The 17,480-nt window shown below is 64.6% G+C and carries 15 protein-coding genes and 1 pseudogene; 11 read left to right on the plus strand and 5 right to left on the minus strand.

Features of this window, described 5'->3' with window-relative positions; translation table 11 throughout:
• The 5 genes and pseudogenes from AQY21_RS15765 to AQY21_RS15785 form a co-directional block, all read left to right on the plus strand.
• Positions 1-796 (plus strand): branched-chain amino acid ABC transporter permease (locus AQY21_RS15765; protein ID WP_058098574.1); only part of this gene is annotated, 796 nt, incomplete at its 5' end.
• On the plus strand, positions 780-1,496 hold the full coding sequence (locus tag AQY21_RS15770) for an ABC transporter ATP-binding protein (RefSeq protein WP_203416533.1): 717 nt from the start codon (positions 780-782) through the stop codon (positions 1,494-1,496). The genes AQY21_RS15765 and AQY21_RS15770, both read left to right, overlap by 17 nt.
• Entirely contained in the window at positions 1,480-2,217 is a 738-nt protein-coding gene (locus AQY21_RS15775) for an ABC transporter ATP-binding protein (protein ID WP_203416529.1), read from the plus strand. Before AQY21_RS15770 ends, AQY21_RS15775 begins: the two co-directional genes overlap by 17 nt.
• Before the next feature lie 81 nt (positions 2,218-2,298).
• A complete protein-coding gene (locus tag AQY21_RS15780) occupies positions 2,299-3,762 on the plus strand; it encodes a hypothetical protein (protein WP_058098575.1) in 1,464 nt (487 codons plus the stop codon).
• A 768-nt stretch (positions 3,763-4,530) separates the two neighbouring features.
• Positions 4,531-5,302: pseudogene (locus tag AQY21_RS15785) on the plus strand (IS256 family transposase); the annotation flags it as partial.
• A 317-nt stretch (positions 5,303-5,619) separates the two neighbouring features.
• On the opposite strand, the gene AQY21_RS15790 reads toward AQY21_RS15785, so the two are convergent.
• The 5 genes from AQY21_RS15790 to AQY21_RS15810 are packed head-to-tail and all read right to left on the minus strand — an operon-like array spanning position 5,620 to position 11,344.
• Complete coding sequence (locus tag AQY21_RS15790; RefSeq protein ID WP_058098576.1) at positions 5,620-7,104, minus strand: aldehyde dehydrogenase family protein; 1,485 nt, start codon at positions 7,102-7,104, stop codon at positions 5,620-5,622.
• A 21-nt stretch (positions 7,105-7,125) separates the two neighbouring features.
• Complete coding sequence (locus AQY21_RS15795) at positions 7,126-8,196, minus strand: ABC transporter ATP-binding protein (RefSeq protein ID WP_058098577.1); 1,071 nt, start codon at positions 8,194-8,196, stop codon at positions 7,126-7,128.
• A gap of 4 nt (positions 8,197-8,200) precedes the next feature.
• Positions 8,201-9,043: a carbohydrate ABC transporter permease gene (locus AQY21_RS15800; protein ID WP_058098578.1), complete on the minus strand. Its 843-nt coding sequence runs from the start codon at positions 9,041-9,043 to the stop codon at positions 8,201-8,203.
• A 12-nt stretch (positions 9,044-9,055) separates the two neighbouring features.
• A complete protein-coding gene (locus AQY21_RS15805) occupies positions 9,056-9,982 on the minus strand; it encodes a carbohydrate ABC transporter permease (protein ID WP_058098579.1) in 927 nt (308 codons plus the stop codon).
• Between the two features lie 60 nt (positions 9,983-10,042).
• A complete protein-coding gene (locus AQY21_RS15810; RefSeq protein WP_058098580.1) occupies positions 10,043-11,344 on the minus strand; it encodes an ABC transporter substrate-binding protein in 1,302 nt (433 codons plus the stop codon).
• Positions 11,345-11,423: 79 nt separating this feature from the next.
• On the opposite strand from AQY21_RS15810, the gene AQY21_RS15815 reads away from it, so the two are divergent.
• The 6 genes from AQY21_RS15815 (at position 11,424) to AQY21_RS15840 (ending at position 17,480) form a co-directional block, all read left to right on the plus strand.
• Positions 11,424-12,563 (plus strand): substrate-binding domain-containing protein, encoded by a 1,140-nt coding sequence (locus AQY21_RS15815; RefSeq protein ID WP_082658137.1) that lies wholly within the window; start codon positions 11,424-11,426, stop codon positions 12,561-12,563.
• Positions 12,564-12,638: 75 nt separating this feature from the next.
• Positions 12,639-13,661 carry a proline racemase family protein gene (locus AQY21_RS15820; RefSeq protein WP_058098582.1) on the plus strand — a complete coding sequence of 341 codons (1,023 nt, stop codon included), beginning with the start codon at positions 12,639-12,641 and terminating at the stop codon, positions 13,659-13,661.
• Between the two features lie 12 nt (positions 13,662-13,673).
• Positions 13,674-15,341 (plus strand): choline dehydrogenase, encoded by a 1,668-nt coding sequence (locus AQY21_RS15825; protein WP_058098583.1) that lies wholly within the window; start codon positions 13,674-13,676, stop codon positions 15,339-15,341.
• Positions 15,338-15,883: a cupin domain-containing protein gene (locus AQY21_RS15830; RefSeq protein ID WP_058098584.1), complete on the plus strand. Its 546-nt coding sequence runs from the start codon at positions 15,338-15,340 to the stop codon at positions 15,881-15,883. Before AQY21_RS15825 ends, AQY21_RS15830 begins: the two co-directional genes overlap by 4 nt.
• A 5-nt stretch (positions 15,884-15,888) precedes the next feature.
• Positions 15,889-16,686, plus strand: coding sequence for an alpha/beta fold hydrolase (locus AQY21_RS15835; protein WP_058098585.1), 798 nt, complete (start codon positions 15,889-15,891; stop codon positions 16,684-16,686).
• Entirely contained in the window at positions 16,683-17,480 is a 798-nt protein-coding gene (locus AQY21_RS15840) for an aspartate dehydrogenase (protein ID WP_058098586.1), read from the plus strand. Before AQY21_RS15835 ends, AQY21_RS15840 begins: the two co-directional genes overlap by 4 nt.

Here is a 17,480-nt window from a genome sequence, read left to right on the forward strand (position 1 = left end):
GTTCGGCCATTCGGCCTTCTTTGGTGTCGGCGCCTATGCCTCGGCGCTGCTGGTGATGCGCGTGGGGCTGCCGGTCTTTCCGTCGATCCTCGCCGGTGGGCTGGTCGCCGGGGTGATCTCGATCCTGACCATGCCGACGCTGCGTTTGCGCGGACCCTATTTCGCGCTGGCCATGCTGGCCTTTGCCGAGATCTTTCGCATTCTCGCCATCGAGATGCGTTGGCTGACCAACGGTTCGGGCGGGCTGCTGTCGATACCGCGCCTGCCGGCAGTGTTCGGCATCGACTTCGGTTCGCGCCTGGGCGGCTATTTCGTGGTGCTGACCCTGGTGCTGTTGACGGTGCTGGTCTATTGGCTGATCCGCAACCGCCCCGAGGGGCTCGCGTTGCGCGCCATGCACGACAGCGAGGATGCGACGCTGGTGGTGGGCGTCAATGCGACCCGGCTCAAGGCGGCGATCCTGGTCGTCTCGGCCTTTTTCACCGGTATCATGGGCGCGTTCAACGCCCATTACATCAACTTCCTCGAGCCGGACTATGCCTTCCATGGCAGTTGGACGACCCTGGCCATCGTGGCGGCGATCTTCGGCGGCTACAAGACGCTCTGGGGTCCGGCGGCCGGCGCTATGATCGTCTATCTGGTAGACCAGTTCGTTTTCAAGGCGATCATGCCATCGGGCCACCAACTCATCCTTGGCGGGCTCCTGGCGGCCATCGTCATCTTCTCGCCCAGCGGGCTGCTGCCCTGGCTGGCCAATCGCTTCAGGAAGGAGACCGGCGATGCTGCTCACCCTTGATCATGTGACGGTGGCGTTCGGCGGCCTCGTGGCAGTCTCGGATGTCAGTTTCTCGGTGGCAGAGCACGAGGTGCTGGGACTGGTCGGCCCCAACGGAGCGGGCAAGACCACACTGTTCAACGCCATCTCGGGCCTGGTTCGGCCCAGCAAGGGCGAGGTGACCTTTTGCGGCCACAGCCTGGCCGGCATGCCGATCCACAAGCGCGCGCGCATCGGCCTTGGCCGTGCCTTCCAGGTGCCGCAGCCCATGCACGAACTGACCGTGCGGGAAAACCTGATCGTCGCGCAGCATTTCGGCACCGGTCGCAGCGACCCCGAGAAGATCGACGAGATCCTCGACCTGACCCGCCTGGGCCACAAGGCCGACCGGGACGCCGCCAGTTCGCTGGCACTGACCGAGCAGAAGGCGCTGGAGGTCGGCAAGGCCCTGGCCACCGATCCCCGGATGCTGATGCTGGACGAGGTGCTGGCTGGCCTGGAAACCAACGGCAAACGCGCCTTCATGCAGACGCTGAACGACGCGCGCCAAAGGTTCGGCGTCTCGCTGCTGATGGTCGAGCATGACATCGAGACCATCTCGAACACCTGCCAGCGCGTCCTGGTGCTGAATTTCGGCAAACTCATCGCCGATGGCAGCCCGGACGAAGTCTTCCGCAACCCCGAAGTGATCAGGAGCTATACCGGTGGCGAAACTGCTTGAAATCGACAAGGTGCGGGCCGGCTATGATGCGATCAACGTCCTGTGGGACATGTCACTGACGATCGAGGAAGGCAAACTGACCTGCATCCTCGGCCCCAACGGCGGCGGCAAGACCACGCTGATGCGCGCGATCATGGGTCTGATCCCCATCCGCCAGGGCGAGATCCGCTTCGAAGGCAAGGACATCGCCAACGCACCGACCTGGAACCTGGTCGCCGACGGGCTGACCATGATCCCCGAAGGCCGGATGATCTTTCGCGACATGACGGTCGAGGACAACCTGCTGATCGGCGGCTTCACCCGGCGTTGCCGACCGCGGGCCAAGGCCAATCTTGAAATGGCCTACGACCTCTTTCCCCGGCTGAAAGAACGCCGGCACCAGCTTGCCAGTTCGCTTTCGGGCGGAGAGGCGCAGATGCTGGCCATGGGCCGCGGGCTGATGGAGGAACCCAGGCTGATCCTGGTGGACGAGCCCTCGCTCGGCCTGTCGCCGTTGCTGACCGATGAGGTCATGGCGATCCTCGAGCAACTCAAGGTGCAGGGCCGTACCATCGTGCTGGTAGAACAGAACACCCACAAGGCGCTGAAGATCGCCGATCACGTCTATCTGGTCCGCGGTGGCAAGATCGTTCTGTCCGAGAAGAAAGAGGACGTAGACATGGAACGGCTGCACGATCTCTATTTCGCCCGCGACGTTGCGGCAAACCGGCAGGATGCCTGACCACCGGGCAGCCGGGTCCGGCCCCCGCACCGGAGGAACCCGCGTGGAAAGAATTCATGCGGCCCTGAAAGGACTGACCGGATGATCCCTGATGGCCGTTCCTTTCTGTCCCTCACCAGGCGCCCGCTGTACACGGACAGGATCAGCGCCATCATCCTGATCGGGCTGATTTTTTCGGTCCTGACCGAGGCGCTTTTCCCCTCAACGGCGCTGCGCAATCTGTCGCGTGGGCTGTTGCTGGCCTATCTGGCTCTGGAATGGCGGGGCATCCAGCGCAACGGCCGGGTCATGCTGGCAATCGCCGGCACGATCACGTTGGCGGCGGTCGCGACCGGCGCCGAGGCGGGGGCGGCAGGCCGGGCGCTGGATCAGGGCGCCTTCTTTGCCACCTTCTTCGCCAACCAGTTCTTCCTGCGCGAGCCCGCCCGCAGCTCTGCCCTGGTGCGGCGCTGCGCTTCGTTCTTCATCGACCAGCCGCCGGCGCGCCGTTATGGACTGCTGACCATCGGCGGATATCTGTTCGGCATCATCCTCAACCTGGGGGTGCTGAGCCTGCTGGGGCTGATGATCCGGCAGCGCAATTCCCTGGCCTCCGCGGGCGGCCATGACGAGGTGCGCAGCATTCGCGAAAGGCGGATGCTGCTTCCGCTGCTGAGGGGCTTTTCCGTGACCCCGCTGGGCTCCCCCCTTTCCATTGCCATGGCGGTGCTGCTTGCGGTCCTGCCCGGTCTGGAATGGGTCGAACTGCTCTTGCTTGGCCTGACCACCGCCGGCATCCTGCTGACATTCGGCTGGGTACTGGACAGGATCACCGCGCCGCGGCACCTGGCGCATCTGGTCCCGCCGCCGCGCGGCCAGCGCGACCCCGCAGCACTGGCGGGTCTCGTTGTGTTGGTGCTGTCTGTCTTTGGACTGGCAATCATCATCGAATCCGCGGCCACCCTGCCCCTTAACCGCGCGGTGCTGGTCGCTCTGCCCGTCGCGGGCATGGTCTGGCTGGCCTGGCAATACCGGCACTTCCGACCCGTGACCGGCGGGCGGCTGGTCGGCAGGCGACTGGTACGCGAAGGCGCGCGCGTCTTTCCCCGCTACAGGACCGAGATCGCAATCCTCTCCTCGGCCGGGTTCATCGGCACGATGCTTTCGACGCTGGTGCCGCCGTCGCTACTGGGCGCAGCCCTGACAGGCTTTGCGCTGCCAGGCCCGCTGATGCCGGCCTTCTTCATGCTGCTGGTCTTTCTGCCGGGGCTGGCCGGGATGAACCCGATCGTGACGGTCACGATCCTCGGTTCGGCGCTGGCGGCGGCGCCTGCGACAGAGCTGCCGACGGTCGTGCTGGCCCTGTCGCTGATCTCCGGCTGGGCATTGGCGATCAACGCCTCGCCACTGACCGCCTCGGCGATGATCTTGGGCGACTTGGTCAACCGCACCCCCCATGAAGTGACCCTGCGATGGAACGGAGGCTTTGCTTTTTCCGGCTATCTGCTTCTGTCGGGCTGGTTTGCGCTTCTCGTCCTGGTCCTGAACGGGAGAAACCTGTTCTGATATGACCCGAACGCGGGGGCCGTAGCTTAAAAAACTGTGTGACGCTGAGATTCCGGACGTCAGAGACGTCCCTGCGGGGACGTGAGCCGAGGCTCATTCCGCTGATAGGGCCGAGATCTCAGCCTATGCCCGGTTCTTCCCGCCCCCGTCTGTTTTGGCGGGGCAGCATTGTTTTGTGCGACCGCTGCGGCCCGTCGCGGCCTGCTGACAGGAAGCTGAAGCAGATTTCTCGCCTCGATCAGGACCACGTCAGCCGCGTCCCCCAAGATTGGCTTCATCAGGCAGCCACCTTCATGACCACCAAAGGAGCGCAGGCCCATTACGGCATCCAGGTCAGTCGGCACAGCTATCGTGCTTGCAGGTCTCGGGCTAGGAACTGTTGGGTTGGCAGTTGGCTGCCCTGAGACGGAACGCATCCTGGCCGAAACCTCGGCCGTGCGGGCACTGCTCAGCGCTTGCAAGGTGCCAGGCTTCCCGGATACGGGCGGCGCGCAATGCCATGCGTTGGCCAGAGAGGCACGACATGCCGAAGGCATTGATGCGGGATCGGCGGTGCAGGTCGGCAACAGCCGGATCGGCGCCCGGATACCAGACCCCGGCAGGCTTCGCCCTGCATCTGGCTGTCAATCTCCCGTTCGGCCCCGCTGATTTTCCGCCGCTGACCCTCGTCGCTGTGGCCGTCCGTATCGCCTCAGCGTGGCGGCGCAATCTGCTGGGCACGTCCGTCCTGCCTCTCGCGCAGCCCGCTTGATCCGGTAGCCTGGAACCATTGTCGACCCGTTGACCGAGCTTGCCCGCGAGGGCGCGCGCCAGATGTTGGCCGCGGCGCTCAGGGCAGAGGCGGCGAGCTTCGTCGCCAGCTTCAGCGACGAGCGTCTGCCCGATGGCCGCCAACGGGTTGTCCATCACGGCACCGGCCCCGCGCGGACGATCCAGACCGGGATCGGCCCCGTGTCGGTGCAATGGCACAAGGTGCGCGACCGCGCCACCGATGTGCCGGCCGGGAAAAGATCCGCTTCACCTCGAACATTCTGCCGCGGTGGGGCGCCGGTCGCGCAGCCTCGATGCGCTGCTGCCGGTGCTCTACCTGCGCGGCGTCTCCACCGGATATTTCCAGGAAGCGTTGACCGCGCTGCTCGGCGTGGATGCGCCGAACCTGTCGCCGGGTGCGGTCACGCAGCTCACGGCGGGCTGGCAGGAGGAATAAGACCGCTGGCAGCGCCGCGATCTCTCCGCCCGGCACTACGTGTATATCTGGGCCGATGGCGTCTATCTGCAGGCAAGGATGGAGCCCGCGGCCGAGTGCATGCTGGTGGTGCTCGGCGCGACGCCTGAGGGAAAGAAGGAACTGGTGGGGTTTCCGGTCGGGGTGCGCGAAAGGGCGTAGAGCTGGCGCGAGCTTCTGGTGGATCTCAAGGCCCGTGGTCTGGCAGTCCCGCCCGAGCTGGCCGTGGGCGACGGCGCTCTGGGCTTCTGGAAGGCCATGGACGAAGTCTTTCCCGGCACCCGTCATCAGCGCTGTTGGTTTCACAAGATGGCCAAGTCGAGTCCGGCAAGCCGAGATCGCAGTCGCATGGGCCGCTGCCTCCTTGATCGCGGCCATCGCGACGATCAGGTCGGACGTGACCGAGAGCGTCTTACCGGCAATCGGCAAGTTCTCGACCGCGCGCAGGGTATGGACACCCGAGTATGCGGGCGCGGGAACTTCCTTGCTCCGATCGAATAGTGCTTGACACATATGGAGGTGGAATCAGGAATGGCGATGGCTATGCCTCCTCTCATATTGTAGAAGGCGCCCCCGCACGGTGCTGCGAGGACGCTTGGCCAATCGGCTCAGATGCTATATCTCCCGACCGGTCATACTGTATGGGGCAAGACCGCATTACGCTCGCCCAGCTTGATGAAGGTCGACTTGACCTCGGTATATTCCAGCAACCCGTCGATGCCGTTCTCGCGTCCGATGCCCGATTGCTTGAAGCCGCCGAAGGGCATCTGCACCGAGGTTTCCAGGAAGGTGTTCACGAAGACCGTGCCCGAGCGCAGCCGGCGCGCAACCAGGATCGCCTTGTCCAGATCCTTGGTCCAGAGCCCGTTGCCGAGGCCATAGACCGTGTCGTTGGCCAGCGTCACTGCCTCGTCCACCGTTTTAAATGTCGTCACGGTCAGCACCGGGCCGAAGATTTCCTCGCGGAAGATACGCATGTCCGGGGTCACATTGGTGAAAATCGTCGGCTGAACGAACCAGCCCTTGGCCAGCGCGCCCTGATCTGCACGGCTGCCGCCGACGGCAACCGTCGCCCCCTCGGCCTTGCCGATTTCCAGGTAATCCATCACCTGGTCGAACTGCGCCTCGTGAATCATCGCAGCCTGGTCGGCATCCTCGTCCAGCGGCAGGCCGGTGCGGATCTTGCGGGTGCGCTCGACAAGGCGCGAGACGAATGCATCGGCCACGGATTCCTCGATCAGCAGGCGGGCACCGCAGACGCATTCCTCGCCCTGGTTCAGGACATAGCCGAACAGCACCCCATCGACGGCCGCATCCAGATCGGCATCGGCAAAGACGACGTTCGCAGCCTTGCCGCCCAGTTCCAGGGCGACGCGCTTGACACTGTCGGCACAGGTGCGGGCAATGGCCTTGCCCACCTTGGTGGAGCCGGTGAAGGAGATCATGTCCACCTCGGGATGGCGGGTCATCGCCTCGCCCACCGCGCCGCCGGTGCCGGTCACGACGTTGTAGACACCCTTCGGCAGCCCGGCGCGAATGGCCAGTTTCGCCACCTCCAGCGCGGTGCCCGAGGTCAGTTCGGACGGCTTGACCACCACCGAGCAACCTGCCGCCAGCGCATAGGGCAGCTTCTGGAACAGCGTGACCATGGGGAAGTTCCAGGGCACGATCATACCGACCACGCCGCGCGGCTCGCGGCTGACCAGACCCAGCGCCTGCGGGCCGACATTCTCGAACGCCTCGCCGTGCAGCTGCATGCCAAGCGCGGCGGCATAGCGCAGCATGGATACGGAATGCTCGATCTCACCGCGGGCGAAACGGATCGGCTTGCCGGATTCCTCGGCCTCGATGACCGCCAGCCGCTCCAGGTCTGCGGCGATCAGGTCGCCCCAGGCGTTCAGGATGGCCGCTTTCTGTGTGGCGGGCATCTGGCGCCAGGGGCCATGCTCGAAAGCCTCGCGCGCGGCGCGGACGGCCGCGTCCAGATCCTCGGCCGTGCCGGCGGCGAAATCGGCCAGCGCCGCGCCATGGGCGGGCGAATGGCGGCGGATCGTCTCGCCCGTGGCGCCGGGACGCTCGGCCCCGTCGATGAAATGGACATAGCTGCGAACGGTCATCGTGAATCCTTCCTTATGCGTTCAGCGGTCAAGACCCACCGCGCGGACCTTGTCGCCCGGGGCGATGACCCCGATCGTGTCGCCGGCGCGAAGGGTGGTGCGGTCGGTCACCACGACATATTTCGTGTCGCCCGACAGCAGATAGATGTTGGTGGTCTGGCCCAGCGGCTCGACCAGCTCGACGATGCCCTCGACCGAGCCGGGCGTGCCGGCGGCGACGCATTGCAGATGCTCGGGGCGGATGCCGACGGCGAAATGGCCGTGACGGTCGGCCATGGCGCGGGCACGTTCACGCTCGGCATCGTCCAGCGCATCGCCAAAGCCCTGGACCTGGCAGACGACGCGGCCGCTGTTGGCAAGCTCGGCCTTGAACAGGTTCATCGGCGGCGAGCCGATGAAATCCGCGACGAAGCAGGTCGTCGGGCGGTCGTAGACCTGAAGCGGCGGCGCCACCTGCACCATGTCGCCCTTGCGCATGACGGCGATGCGGTCGGCCATCGACATGGCCTCGATCTGGTCATGGGTGACATAGATGGTGGTGATGCCCAGGTCGGTGACCAGCTTCTTGATCTCGGTCCGCATCACCGCGCGCAGCTTGGCGTCGAGATTGGACAGCGGCTCGTCCATCAAGAACACCTTGGGATTGCGCACCAGCGCGCGGGCCAGCGATACCCGCTGGCGCTGGCCCCCCGACATCTGCGCCGGCTTGCGGCCGAGATAGTCGGAAATGCCCAGGCGGCCCGCCGTCTCCTCGACCTTCCTGCGCCGTTCGGCGGGGGCAAGCTTGCGGATCTTCAGCGGGAATTCGATGTTCTGGAACACCGTCATATTGGGATAGAGGCCGTAATCCTGAAAGGCCATGGCGATGTCGCGGTGGCGCGGCTCGGCATGGGTCATGTCGCGGCCGTCGATGAAGATCTGGCCCTCGCTGGCGGTTTCCAGCCCCGCAACCATGCGCAGGGTGGTGGTCTTGCCGCAGCCCGAAGGGCCGAGCATGACGAAGAACTCGCCATCCGCGATGTCGACCGATACACCGTTGACGACCGTCAGGCTGCCGAAACGCTTGTAGACATTGTTGATCTGGATAGCCATGGGATCAGCCTTTCACCGCGCCAAGCGTCAGGCCGCGGACAAGATAGCGTTGCATCATCAGGACGAGCACGACGACCGGCAGCGACATCACCACCCCCGCCGCCGAGGCGAGCCCCCAGGCGATGGCCTTGGGCTTGATCGCGTTGGCGGCGATCACCGGCAGGGTCTTGGCGTTCTGCGAGGTCAGCATCGAGGCCAGCAGGAACTCGTTCCAGGCGAACATGAAGACGATGACCATCGTGGCGGCCAGCCCCGGCAGCAGCAGGGGCAGGGTGACCCGCCAGAAGGTCTGGAACCGCGAGCAGCCGTCGATCATCGCGGCCTCCTCGATGGATTGCGGGATGTCCTGGATGAAGACGCGCATCACCCAGACCACGAAGGGCAGGCCCGCAAGGCCATAGGCGGCGGCAAGCAGCCAGTAGGTGTCAAAGATTCCCAGCGCGCGGGCGATGATGAACATCGGGATGACGCTGACGATGGGCGGCAGCATGCGGATCGACAGCACCTCGAAGGCGATGATCTCCTTGCCCCTCACGTCGAAGCGCGCCAGCGCATAGGCCGCCATGGTGCCGCAGACCATCGCCAGCGTGGTGGCCAGCCCGACGATCACCGCGCTGTTGACGAAGGCATCAAAGGCGTCGAGTTCGCTGGCCAGCTTGGCATAGTTTTCGAACGTCGGGGTGAAGCTCCAGACCGGCGGATATTGCGAGATGTCGAGCTCGCTCTTGAAGGAGGAACTCGCCATCCAGAATACCGGGAAGGCGAAGAACGCCGTGGCGATCAAGGCCAGCGCATAGGCGGCGGCCAGCTTGGCGGCACGGGACAGCAGGGGTTTTTGCGATGCCACGTCCGGCCCTCCTCAGCGGTTTTCCTTGTCGGCCACCAGCTTCATGAAGCCGGTCAGGCGGACAAAGATCAGGACGACAAGCAGAACGATGACCAGCGTCAGCCAAGACAGCGCCGAGCCGTAGCCGAGATCGAAGAAGCGGAAGTTCACCCGTTGCAGATAGACGCTGACCAGGTCGGTCGAGAAATCGGGACCGCCGCGGGTGATGATGTAGACGGTGTCATAGGTGCGGAACGCATCGACGATGCGCAGCAGCGTCGCGATAACGATCACCGGCTTCAGCATCGGCAGAGTGATCGAAAAGAAGGCGCGCATCGGCGAGGCGCCGTCGATGGCCGCCGCCTCGAACGGGCTTTTCGGCAGCGAGGAGATGCCGGCAAAGACGATCAGGAACATGAAGGGCGTCCATTGCCAGATATCGACGAGGATCACCGACAGCAGCGCCGTCGAGGCATTGCTGGCCCAGAGCTGCGGCGGAATGCCGATCAGCCCCAGCAGATAGTTCAGCACGCCCAGGTCCGGCATCATCATCACGCGCCAGGTGATGCCGACCGCGATGGGGGTGATCAGCATCGGCACCAGGATGATGGTGCGCAACACGACGAAACCCGGATGGCGCTGGTTGAACAGCACCGACAGCGCCACCGCCAGCACCAGCGAAGCCGTCACGCTGATGGCGGTGAAGATCAGCGTCAATCCGACCGCGTTCCAGAACTGCGGATCCGAGAAGGCGCGGGCGTAATTCTCGAACCAGACCAGGCTGGAGCCGCCGCCGAAGGTCGGGTTGTAGTTCGTCAGCGAGATGTAGAGCGAATGCAGAAGCGGATAGAGCCCGACGACGGTCATGACGATCATCGTCGGCGCCAGCAGGAGCATCGCGATCCGCCCCTCTCCCGGGCGCTGCGCCTTGTCGGCGGTCTTGGTGTCTGAACGAGCCATGGTTGGTCCCTTCGCGAAAAGCGGCGGGGCGCCGTGGTGGACGCGCCCCGCCCAGGCGGATCAGCGAATGACTCGCGCCAGGCGCGATTCGGCATCCGCCATCGCCTGTTCGGGGGTTTTGCGGCCGTTCACGCCCGCCAGGATCTCTTCGTAAAGCACGCGCTGCACCTCGACCGCGTTCTGCAACCGATAGGGCGGGATCGAGATCGGCGCGGTGCCGCGGGTCTCGAAGTCGTGGAAGGCTTGCAACATGGGAATCGCCTCGACCGTCTCGGGGTTGTCGATGTCGCGCTGCAGGCAAAGCGAGGATTCCCCGCCCTCGCGGAACAACTCATAGGCCTTCCCCTCGCTCATCCAGGCGAGGAAACGATAGGCATCCTCGAGTTGCCCGGAGGCTGCGTTGGCCATGATCGACCAGCCGCCGACCATCTGCTGCTCATATCGCTCGGTCGGGGCGACGGTATAGCCGAAACGGCCCTTCATCGGCCCGTCCTCGATGCCGACGATCACGTCCGACCAGGTGATCATCATGGCGGCGCGGCCCTGCTGCATCAACGACGAGCCCTCGGCATAGTCCAGCCCCTCGACCCCGTTCGGGGTATAGGGCAGCACCTCGCGCAGTCGCTCTATGGCGCGGGCGCCCTGCCCTTCGCTGTTGAACACCGGCTTGTTGGCTTCGTCCAGCACGCCGTCGTCATTGGGGGCGATCTTGGTCATGCCCATCAGGCGCGATCCCCAGTCACCGCTCATATGCGCGTCCTGGCCGCCCAGCAGCAGCACGTTGCCCGCGACATCCGGGGAATGCAGCTTCGCCGCCGCCTCGCGATAATCGTCCCAGTTCTTCGGCACCTCGATGCCGGCTGCTTCCAGCAGATCCTTGCGATAGACGAAGACCGGCGTGGTCATCACCAGCGGCAGGCCCCAGCGTTTTCCCTCGTACTCGGTATAGGTTAGCGAGGCGGGTGCGAAGTTCTGCAGTTGCAGTTCGGGCAGTTCGGCATTGCCCGCCCGGATCTCGTCCAGCGGCGCGGCCCAGCCGTTGCGGATCGGTTGGCGGATCCAGAGATTGTCGGTGGTGAACAGGTCGAAGGTCGAGGAACCCTGGCTGAGTTCGATCAGCAGCTTTTCGTAATGCGCTTCATAGGGATTCGCCTCGCCAGATATCCGGGCACCGTCATAGGCATCGGCGACCGATGCGGTCAGCGCCTCCGCCCAAGCGGTATTGCTGTTGAGGATGTTGAGCGCCGCCCCGGATTGCGCAAAGGCGCCGCGCGGCGCGGCCGCAAAGGCAGCCGTCAGGGCCGTCAGGGTCTTGAGCATGTGCCGGCGGGTAAAGTCGGAACGGGACTGGAATCTGGTCATGGTGCAACCTCCTGTGGGCGTGGCCGTGGGCGTTTCTTATCGTAGTTTGTAAACGTTTACTGTTCTTAACATACGCTCCATGTCAAGAAAAACTTGCCAATCCGCACCGTTTCGGGTCCGAGATAGAAAAGGTGATTCAGAAAACTCGCAGGAAACAGGAGAAAAACTCTTGGCCAAGCCCAAGTCCCAGGCAATCCAGGCGCGCCGGATCCGCCCCACGATCCACGATGTCGCCAAGGCGGCAGGGGTTTCCATCGCCACAGTGTCGCGCGCGCTCAATTCCCCCGATTCGGTGCGAAAGGAGCTGCGCGAGCGCGTGGTGGCTGCTGCGGATTCGATGGATTACATGGCCGATTCGGTAGGCAAGGCGCTGCGCCGCCAACGCACCCAGATCATCAGCACCATGCTGCCCCGGCTGGCCGACCCGCTGTTCTCGGCCGTGGCCAGCGCCATTCAGGAAACGCTGGAAGAAAACGGTTACCTAGGATTTGTACAGACCTCGGGCTTCGACAACACGAATCTGTTCGACCGCGCGAAGCGGCTGATCGAGCACGGCACCGAGGGGTTGATCATCTTTGGTCGAATCGATGACCAGCGTCTGCTGGACTATTGCCGCGCCCATCAACTGCCATTGCTGTCGGCCTATTCCTATTTCGAAAAGGCCGAAGTGCCGACGATCGGCTTCGACAACTACCTGGCCACCCGGCAGCTGGTCGAAATGCTGCACACCCTGGGCCATAGCCGAATCGCCATGATCAGCGGCTCGGACAAGGGCAACGACCGACAACAGTCACGCATCCGCGCCTTTCGCGACATCAATGCCGAATTGGGCCAAGAACCGGTGATCGAATTCACCCACATGGATTTCGACATGGCGGATGGCGGCGCCGCCTTGCGGCGAATCATGGAAAACCACCCCGAAACCACAGCGCTGGTCTGCAATCGTTGCGTGATCGCCTTCAGCGTCATGGTCGAGGCCCGCCGCCTGGGTATCGCAGTCCCCGAGCATCTGTCTCTCACCGGTTTCGACGATATCGACTATGCGGCCCTGTTCGACCCGTCCCTGACGACGGTCGCGGTTCCTTCGGAAAAGATCGGTCGAGCCGCCGCCAAGGCCATGATTGCGCATCTGGAAACCGGCGCTCCACTGGGTAGCCGGCGCTTTGAGACCGAGGTGATCCTGCGCCGATCCGTCGCCCGGCCCCGCGCAACGGCATAATTCTTCTTGACAGGAAGGGGGGCGCTCCGTCAGATACAGAAAACGTTTACAAACCATCTGAACGGGAGGCTCGCCATGCGTTTCAGACGAATGGTCAATGTCGTTAGTGCCCACGCCGCCGGAGAACCCAACGACGTCATAACCGGCGGCGTGCTGAACGTGCCCGGCCGAACCATGTTCGACAAGATGACGTGGTTGCAGGACAAGGGCGACGACCTGCGCCTGTTCCTGCTCAACGACCCGCGCGGCAAGGTCAGCCTGTGCATGAACCTGATCCTGCCCTCGAACGATCCCGAGGCGGATTTCGGCTTCGTCATCATGGAATCGGACTACTATGTGCCGATGTCGGGCACGAACACGATCTGCACTGTGACCGTGGCGCTGGAAACAGGCATGGTGCAGATGACCGAACCCGAAACCCGCATCGTGCTGGAGGCACCCGCCGGGCTGGTCCCCGTCACCGCAAAATGCCGCGACGGCAAGGTCGAAAGCGTCACCTTCGACAACGTACCATCGTTCGTCTTCGGCCTCGATCAGACTATCGAGGTGCCGAACCTCGGCAGGCTGACGGTGGATGTCGCCTATGGCGGCATGATCTACGTGCTGGTCGATGCCGCTGCGGTCGGCTTCGAGATCAAGCCCGAGGAGGCCCGGCACATGGTCGAGATCGGCGAGCGCATCAAGGCAGCCGCCGCCGAACAGCTTCCCGCCATCCATCCGGAAAACCCCGGGATCCACACCATCAACCAGACGCTCTTCGCCGGCCCGCTGCTGGAAACCGAACGCGGCAAGGTCTCGAAGAACGGTGTGATCGTCTCGCCCGGGCGGCTTGACCGCTCGCCCTGCGGCACCGGGACCAGCGCCCGGCTGGCGGTCCTGCATGCCCGCGGCCAGATCGCCGAGGGCGAGACCTTCGTCCATCAAAGTATCATCGGCACCGAGTTCACCGGCACCGTCACCGGCACCACCAAGGTCGGCGCGTTGCCCGCCATCCACCCTGCCATCACGGGCACAGCCTGGATCACCGGATTTCACCAGCACGTGCTGGATCCCAGCGATCCCTTCCCCACCGGCTACCGCCTGAACGACACCTGGTAAAAGGACCGCCTCATGGCCACGCTTCTGCGCGCCCCGAAGCGCAAGAAATACGATTACGTCGTCATCGGTTCCGGCTCTGCGGGGAGCGTCATGGCCTCCCGCCTGGCCGAGGACGGCAAGAACAGCGTCCTGCTGCTAGAGGCCGGCCCTTCGGACCAGCACATCCACATCCGCATGCCCGCCGCCCTGGGGCTGCCCCTGGGCAGCGACCGCTTCAACTGGCGCTTCGAATCCGAGCCCGAGCCGGGCCTGAACGGCCGCACCATCCTTGAAGCGCGCGGCAAGGTTCTGGGCGGCTCGTCCTCGATCAACGGCATGAACTGGGTGCGCGGCAATCCCTGGGATTACGACAACTGGGCGGCGATGGGGCTGGAGGGCTGGTCCTATGCCGAGATCCTGCCCTATTTCCGCCGCGCCGAAAGCTTCGACAAGGGCGCCAACGACTATCGCGGCGACAAGGGCCCGATGCTGGTCGAGACCTGCAAGGCCGAAGGTCCGCTCTACGACGCCTTCATCCAGTCCGCCAAACAGGCCGGCATGCAGCATGTCGAGGATCACAACGCCTATCGCCAGGAGGGCGTGCACATCACCCAGCGCAATGTCGGCAAGGGCATCCGCTGGAGCAGTTCGCAAGGCTATATCCACGCCCGCGGCAACCGGCCCAACCTGGACGTGGTGGTGGGCGGCCGGCTGCTGAAGATCAATTTCTCGAACAGGCGGGCCACCCGTGCCGACATCCTTGTCAACGGCGAGCGGCAGTCGGTCGAGATCGACGGCGAGATCATCCTTTGCGCCGGCGCGCTGAACTCGCCGCAACTCTTGCAGCTTTCCGGCATCGGTCCGGCGGACATGCTGCGCAGCGTCGGGATCGACGTGCTGGCCGACCTGCCGGGCGTGGGCGCAGGACTCAAGGACCATGTGGCCGCGCCAGTGCAATATCGCGCCACGCAGAACGTCTCGGCGGCACGGCACCTGAACCATTTCGGCAAGCTCAAGCTGGGCCTGCAATGGCTGCTGGCCAAGAAAGGGCTCGGCGCCACGAATTTCTTCGAGGTCGGCGTCTTCATGCGCACCCGGCCGGAAATCGCCGTGCCGAACGTGCAGTTCGAATTCGTCCCCATGTTGGGTGAAATGCAGCACGGCAGCGTCAAGCTGGAGAACGGGTTCCAGTATTTCTTCAGCCTGATGCGCCCGAAAAGCGAAGGCCGGGTCTGGCTGCGCGACGCGAACCCGCTTTCCGCGCCGCGCTTCGTGTTCAACTATTTCGCGCATGAGGAGGACCGCCGCGACGCCATCGACGCCGTGCGCGCCATCCGGCATGTCGTCGCGCAGCCGGCCTGGGCCCCCTATCGCGGCGAAGAAGTCACGCCCGGCAGGCAATTCCAGACCGACGAGCAGATCATGGAGTTCCTGCGCAAGGAAGCCGGGACGAACTATCACCCCTGCTGTTCGGCCCGCATGGGCAATGACGATAACTCCGTGGTCGATGCCCAGGCGCGGGTGCATGGGTTTGACAACCTGCGCGTGGTCGATGCCTCGATCATGCCGGAAATCGTCAGCGGCAACCTGAATGCGCCCGTCATCATGATGGCCGAGAAACTGTCCGACGTCGTGCTGGGCAAGCAGCCCCTGCCGCGCTCGGACGCCCCCTATTACCGCCCCGAAGGAGATGCAGCATGATCCCGCCGAAGAAACCCGAATGGGCCGCCGATCCTGAAAACGACCTGGGCCAGGTGCTGGTTCTTGGCCCGCAAGAGGGCAAGAACTTCTATCAGCCCGTGCCCGCCAACGGCAATATCTCGGTCCGCATCGCGCCGGAATTCGTGGATATCCAAAGCCCGTTCAGCATCGGCACCCAGACCCTGCCCCCCGGCGGCTATGTGCGCGAGCATTCGCACCCCGAACATGACGAGGCGCTGCATTTCATCCGCGGCACCGGCAAGGCCGTGGTGGACGGCGTCGAATATCCGATCGAGCCGGGCGTGACGATCTTTGTCGGCAGGAACCGCCGCCACATGTTCATCAACAACTCCGATGCCGAGCTGCATTGGCTTTGGTTCATCCAGCCCAACGGGCTGGAGGTGTTCTTCGAAGAGGTCGGCCGGCCGGTGATCCCCGGAGAGCCCGATCCGACGCCCTTCCCCCGCCCCGACAACGTGCTGGAGATCGAGCGCCGCACCGCCTTCGCACCGCAGCCTGCCGACCAGCGCCGGCCGGAGTAAACCCGATGCCGGTCCATGTCGCCGATGACGGCTGCCGCATCCATTACCAACTGGACGGCAACGGCCCGCCTTGCCTGCTGATTCCGGGCCTGGGCGGCGAGGCCGGATTCTGGCAAGGGGTGGCATCCACGATTGAAAACGATTACCAACTGATCCGCATCGACCATCGCGGTGCTGGCGGCAGCGATCGGCCCACGGGTGGTTATTCCATCCCCCGCATCATGCGGGACGTTCTGGGCGTGCTGGACGACCTGCATATCCGGCGCGCGCATGTCGTCGGACATTCGACCGGCGGCATGATCGCGCAGACCCTGGCGGTGGAGGCACCCGAGCGGGTCGCCGGCCTCGTGCTCAGCGGCACATGGGAACGGGTGGACACACGCTTCACCCGGCTGTTCCAGGCCCGGCTGGCGCTGCTGGAGCAGGCGGGGCCGGTCGCCTATCACAAGCTGACCCAGGCGCTTGGTTATGATGCAAGCTGGATCGAGGCCAATCGCGCGACGCTGGACGCCGAGCTGGAGCAGGCCGAGGCGCGCCTGCAACCGATCGCGGTGCAGGCCGCCCGCATCCGCATGCTGATGGAGCATGATGTATTCGACCGGCTGGGCCGGATCACCGCGCCGACGCTGGTGATCGGCGGCAGCGACGATGCGCTGATCCCCTTCGCCTCGTCCGAGCGGCTGGCGGCGGCGATCCCCGGCGCGGGGCTGGCCTCGCTTCCGGGCGGGCATTTCTTTCCCAAGGCCTATCCGGCGCCCTATGCGGCGCTGCTGGCCGGCTTTCTCAAGGAGATCGACATATGACCTCTCCGCTCATCGTCTCGATCGGTTTCGGCGCCATGGCGCGCAGCCTTGCCGCATCGCTGGAAAAGGGCGGCAGCGGCCTGCGCCTTGGCGGCTTCCTGTTGCCCGAGCACCTGCCGACCGACGCCCCCGCGGGGATGCGGCGCTGGAACAGCGTCGACGACCTGATCGCGGCCAGGCCCGATCTGGTCATCGAATGCGCCACGCATGCGGCCGTGCGCGAAACCGTGCCGCAGCTTCTGGAAGCGGGTATAGACGTGGTGATCGTCTCGATCGGCGCGCTTGGCGATGCCGGAACCGTGGCGCGGATCGAGGCGGCGGCCAAGACGGGCCGTGCGCGCGCCATCGCGGTCTCGGGTGCCATTGGTGGGCTCGACGTGCTGCGCTCGGCCAGGCTTGCAGGTCTCGACAGCGTCGCCTACATCGGCCGGAAGCCTCCGATCGCGTGGAAGGGCACGCCGGCAGAACGGCTTCTGGACCTGCCGAATCTCAAGGAGGCGACCGTCTTCTACGAGGGCGATGCCGTCGAGGCCGCCCGCGACTACCCGAAGAATACCAACGTCACCGCCGCCGTGGCCCTAGCCGGTCTCGGTTTTCAGAACACCAAGGTGCGGCTGATCGCCGATCCCGCCGCATCCGGCAACACGCATGAATTGGAAGCCAAAGGCGCCTTCGGCAGCTTCCACATCCTGCTGAACAACAAGCCGCTGCCCGAAAACCCGAAAACCTCCTGGCTTGCGGCGCTCAGCGTCGAGCAGGCGGTGTTGCGTCATTTCAGCTCTCTGGAGGTTTGA

This window comes from Paracoccus sp. MKU1, assembly GCF_001447385.1.
In the GTDB taxonomy this organism is placed as follows: domain Bacteria; phylum Pseudomonadota; class Alphaproteobacteria; order Rhodobacterales; family Rhodobacteraceae; genus Paracoccus.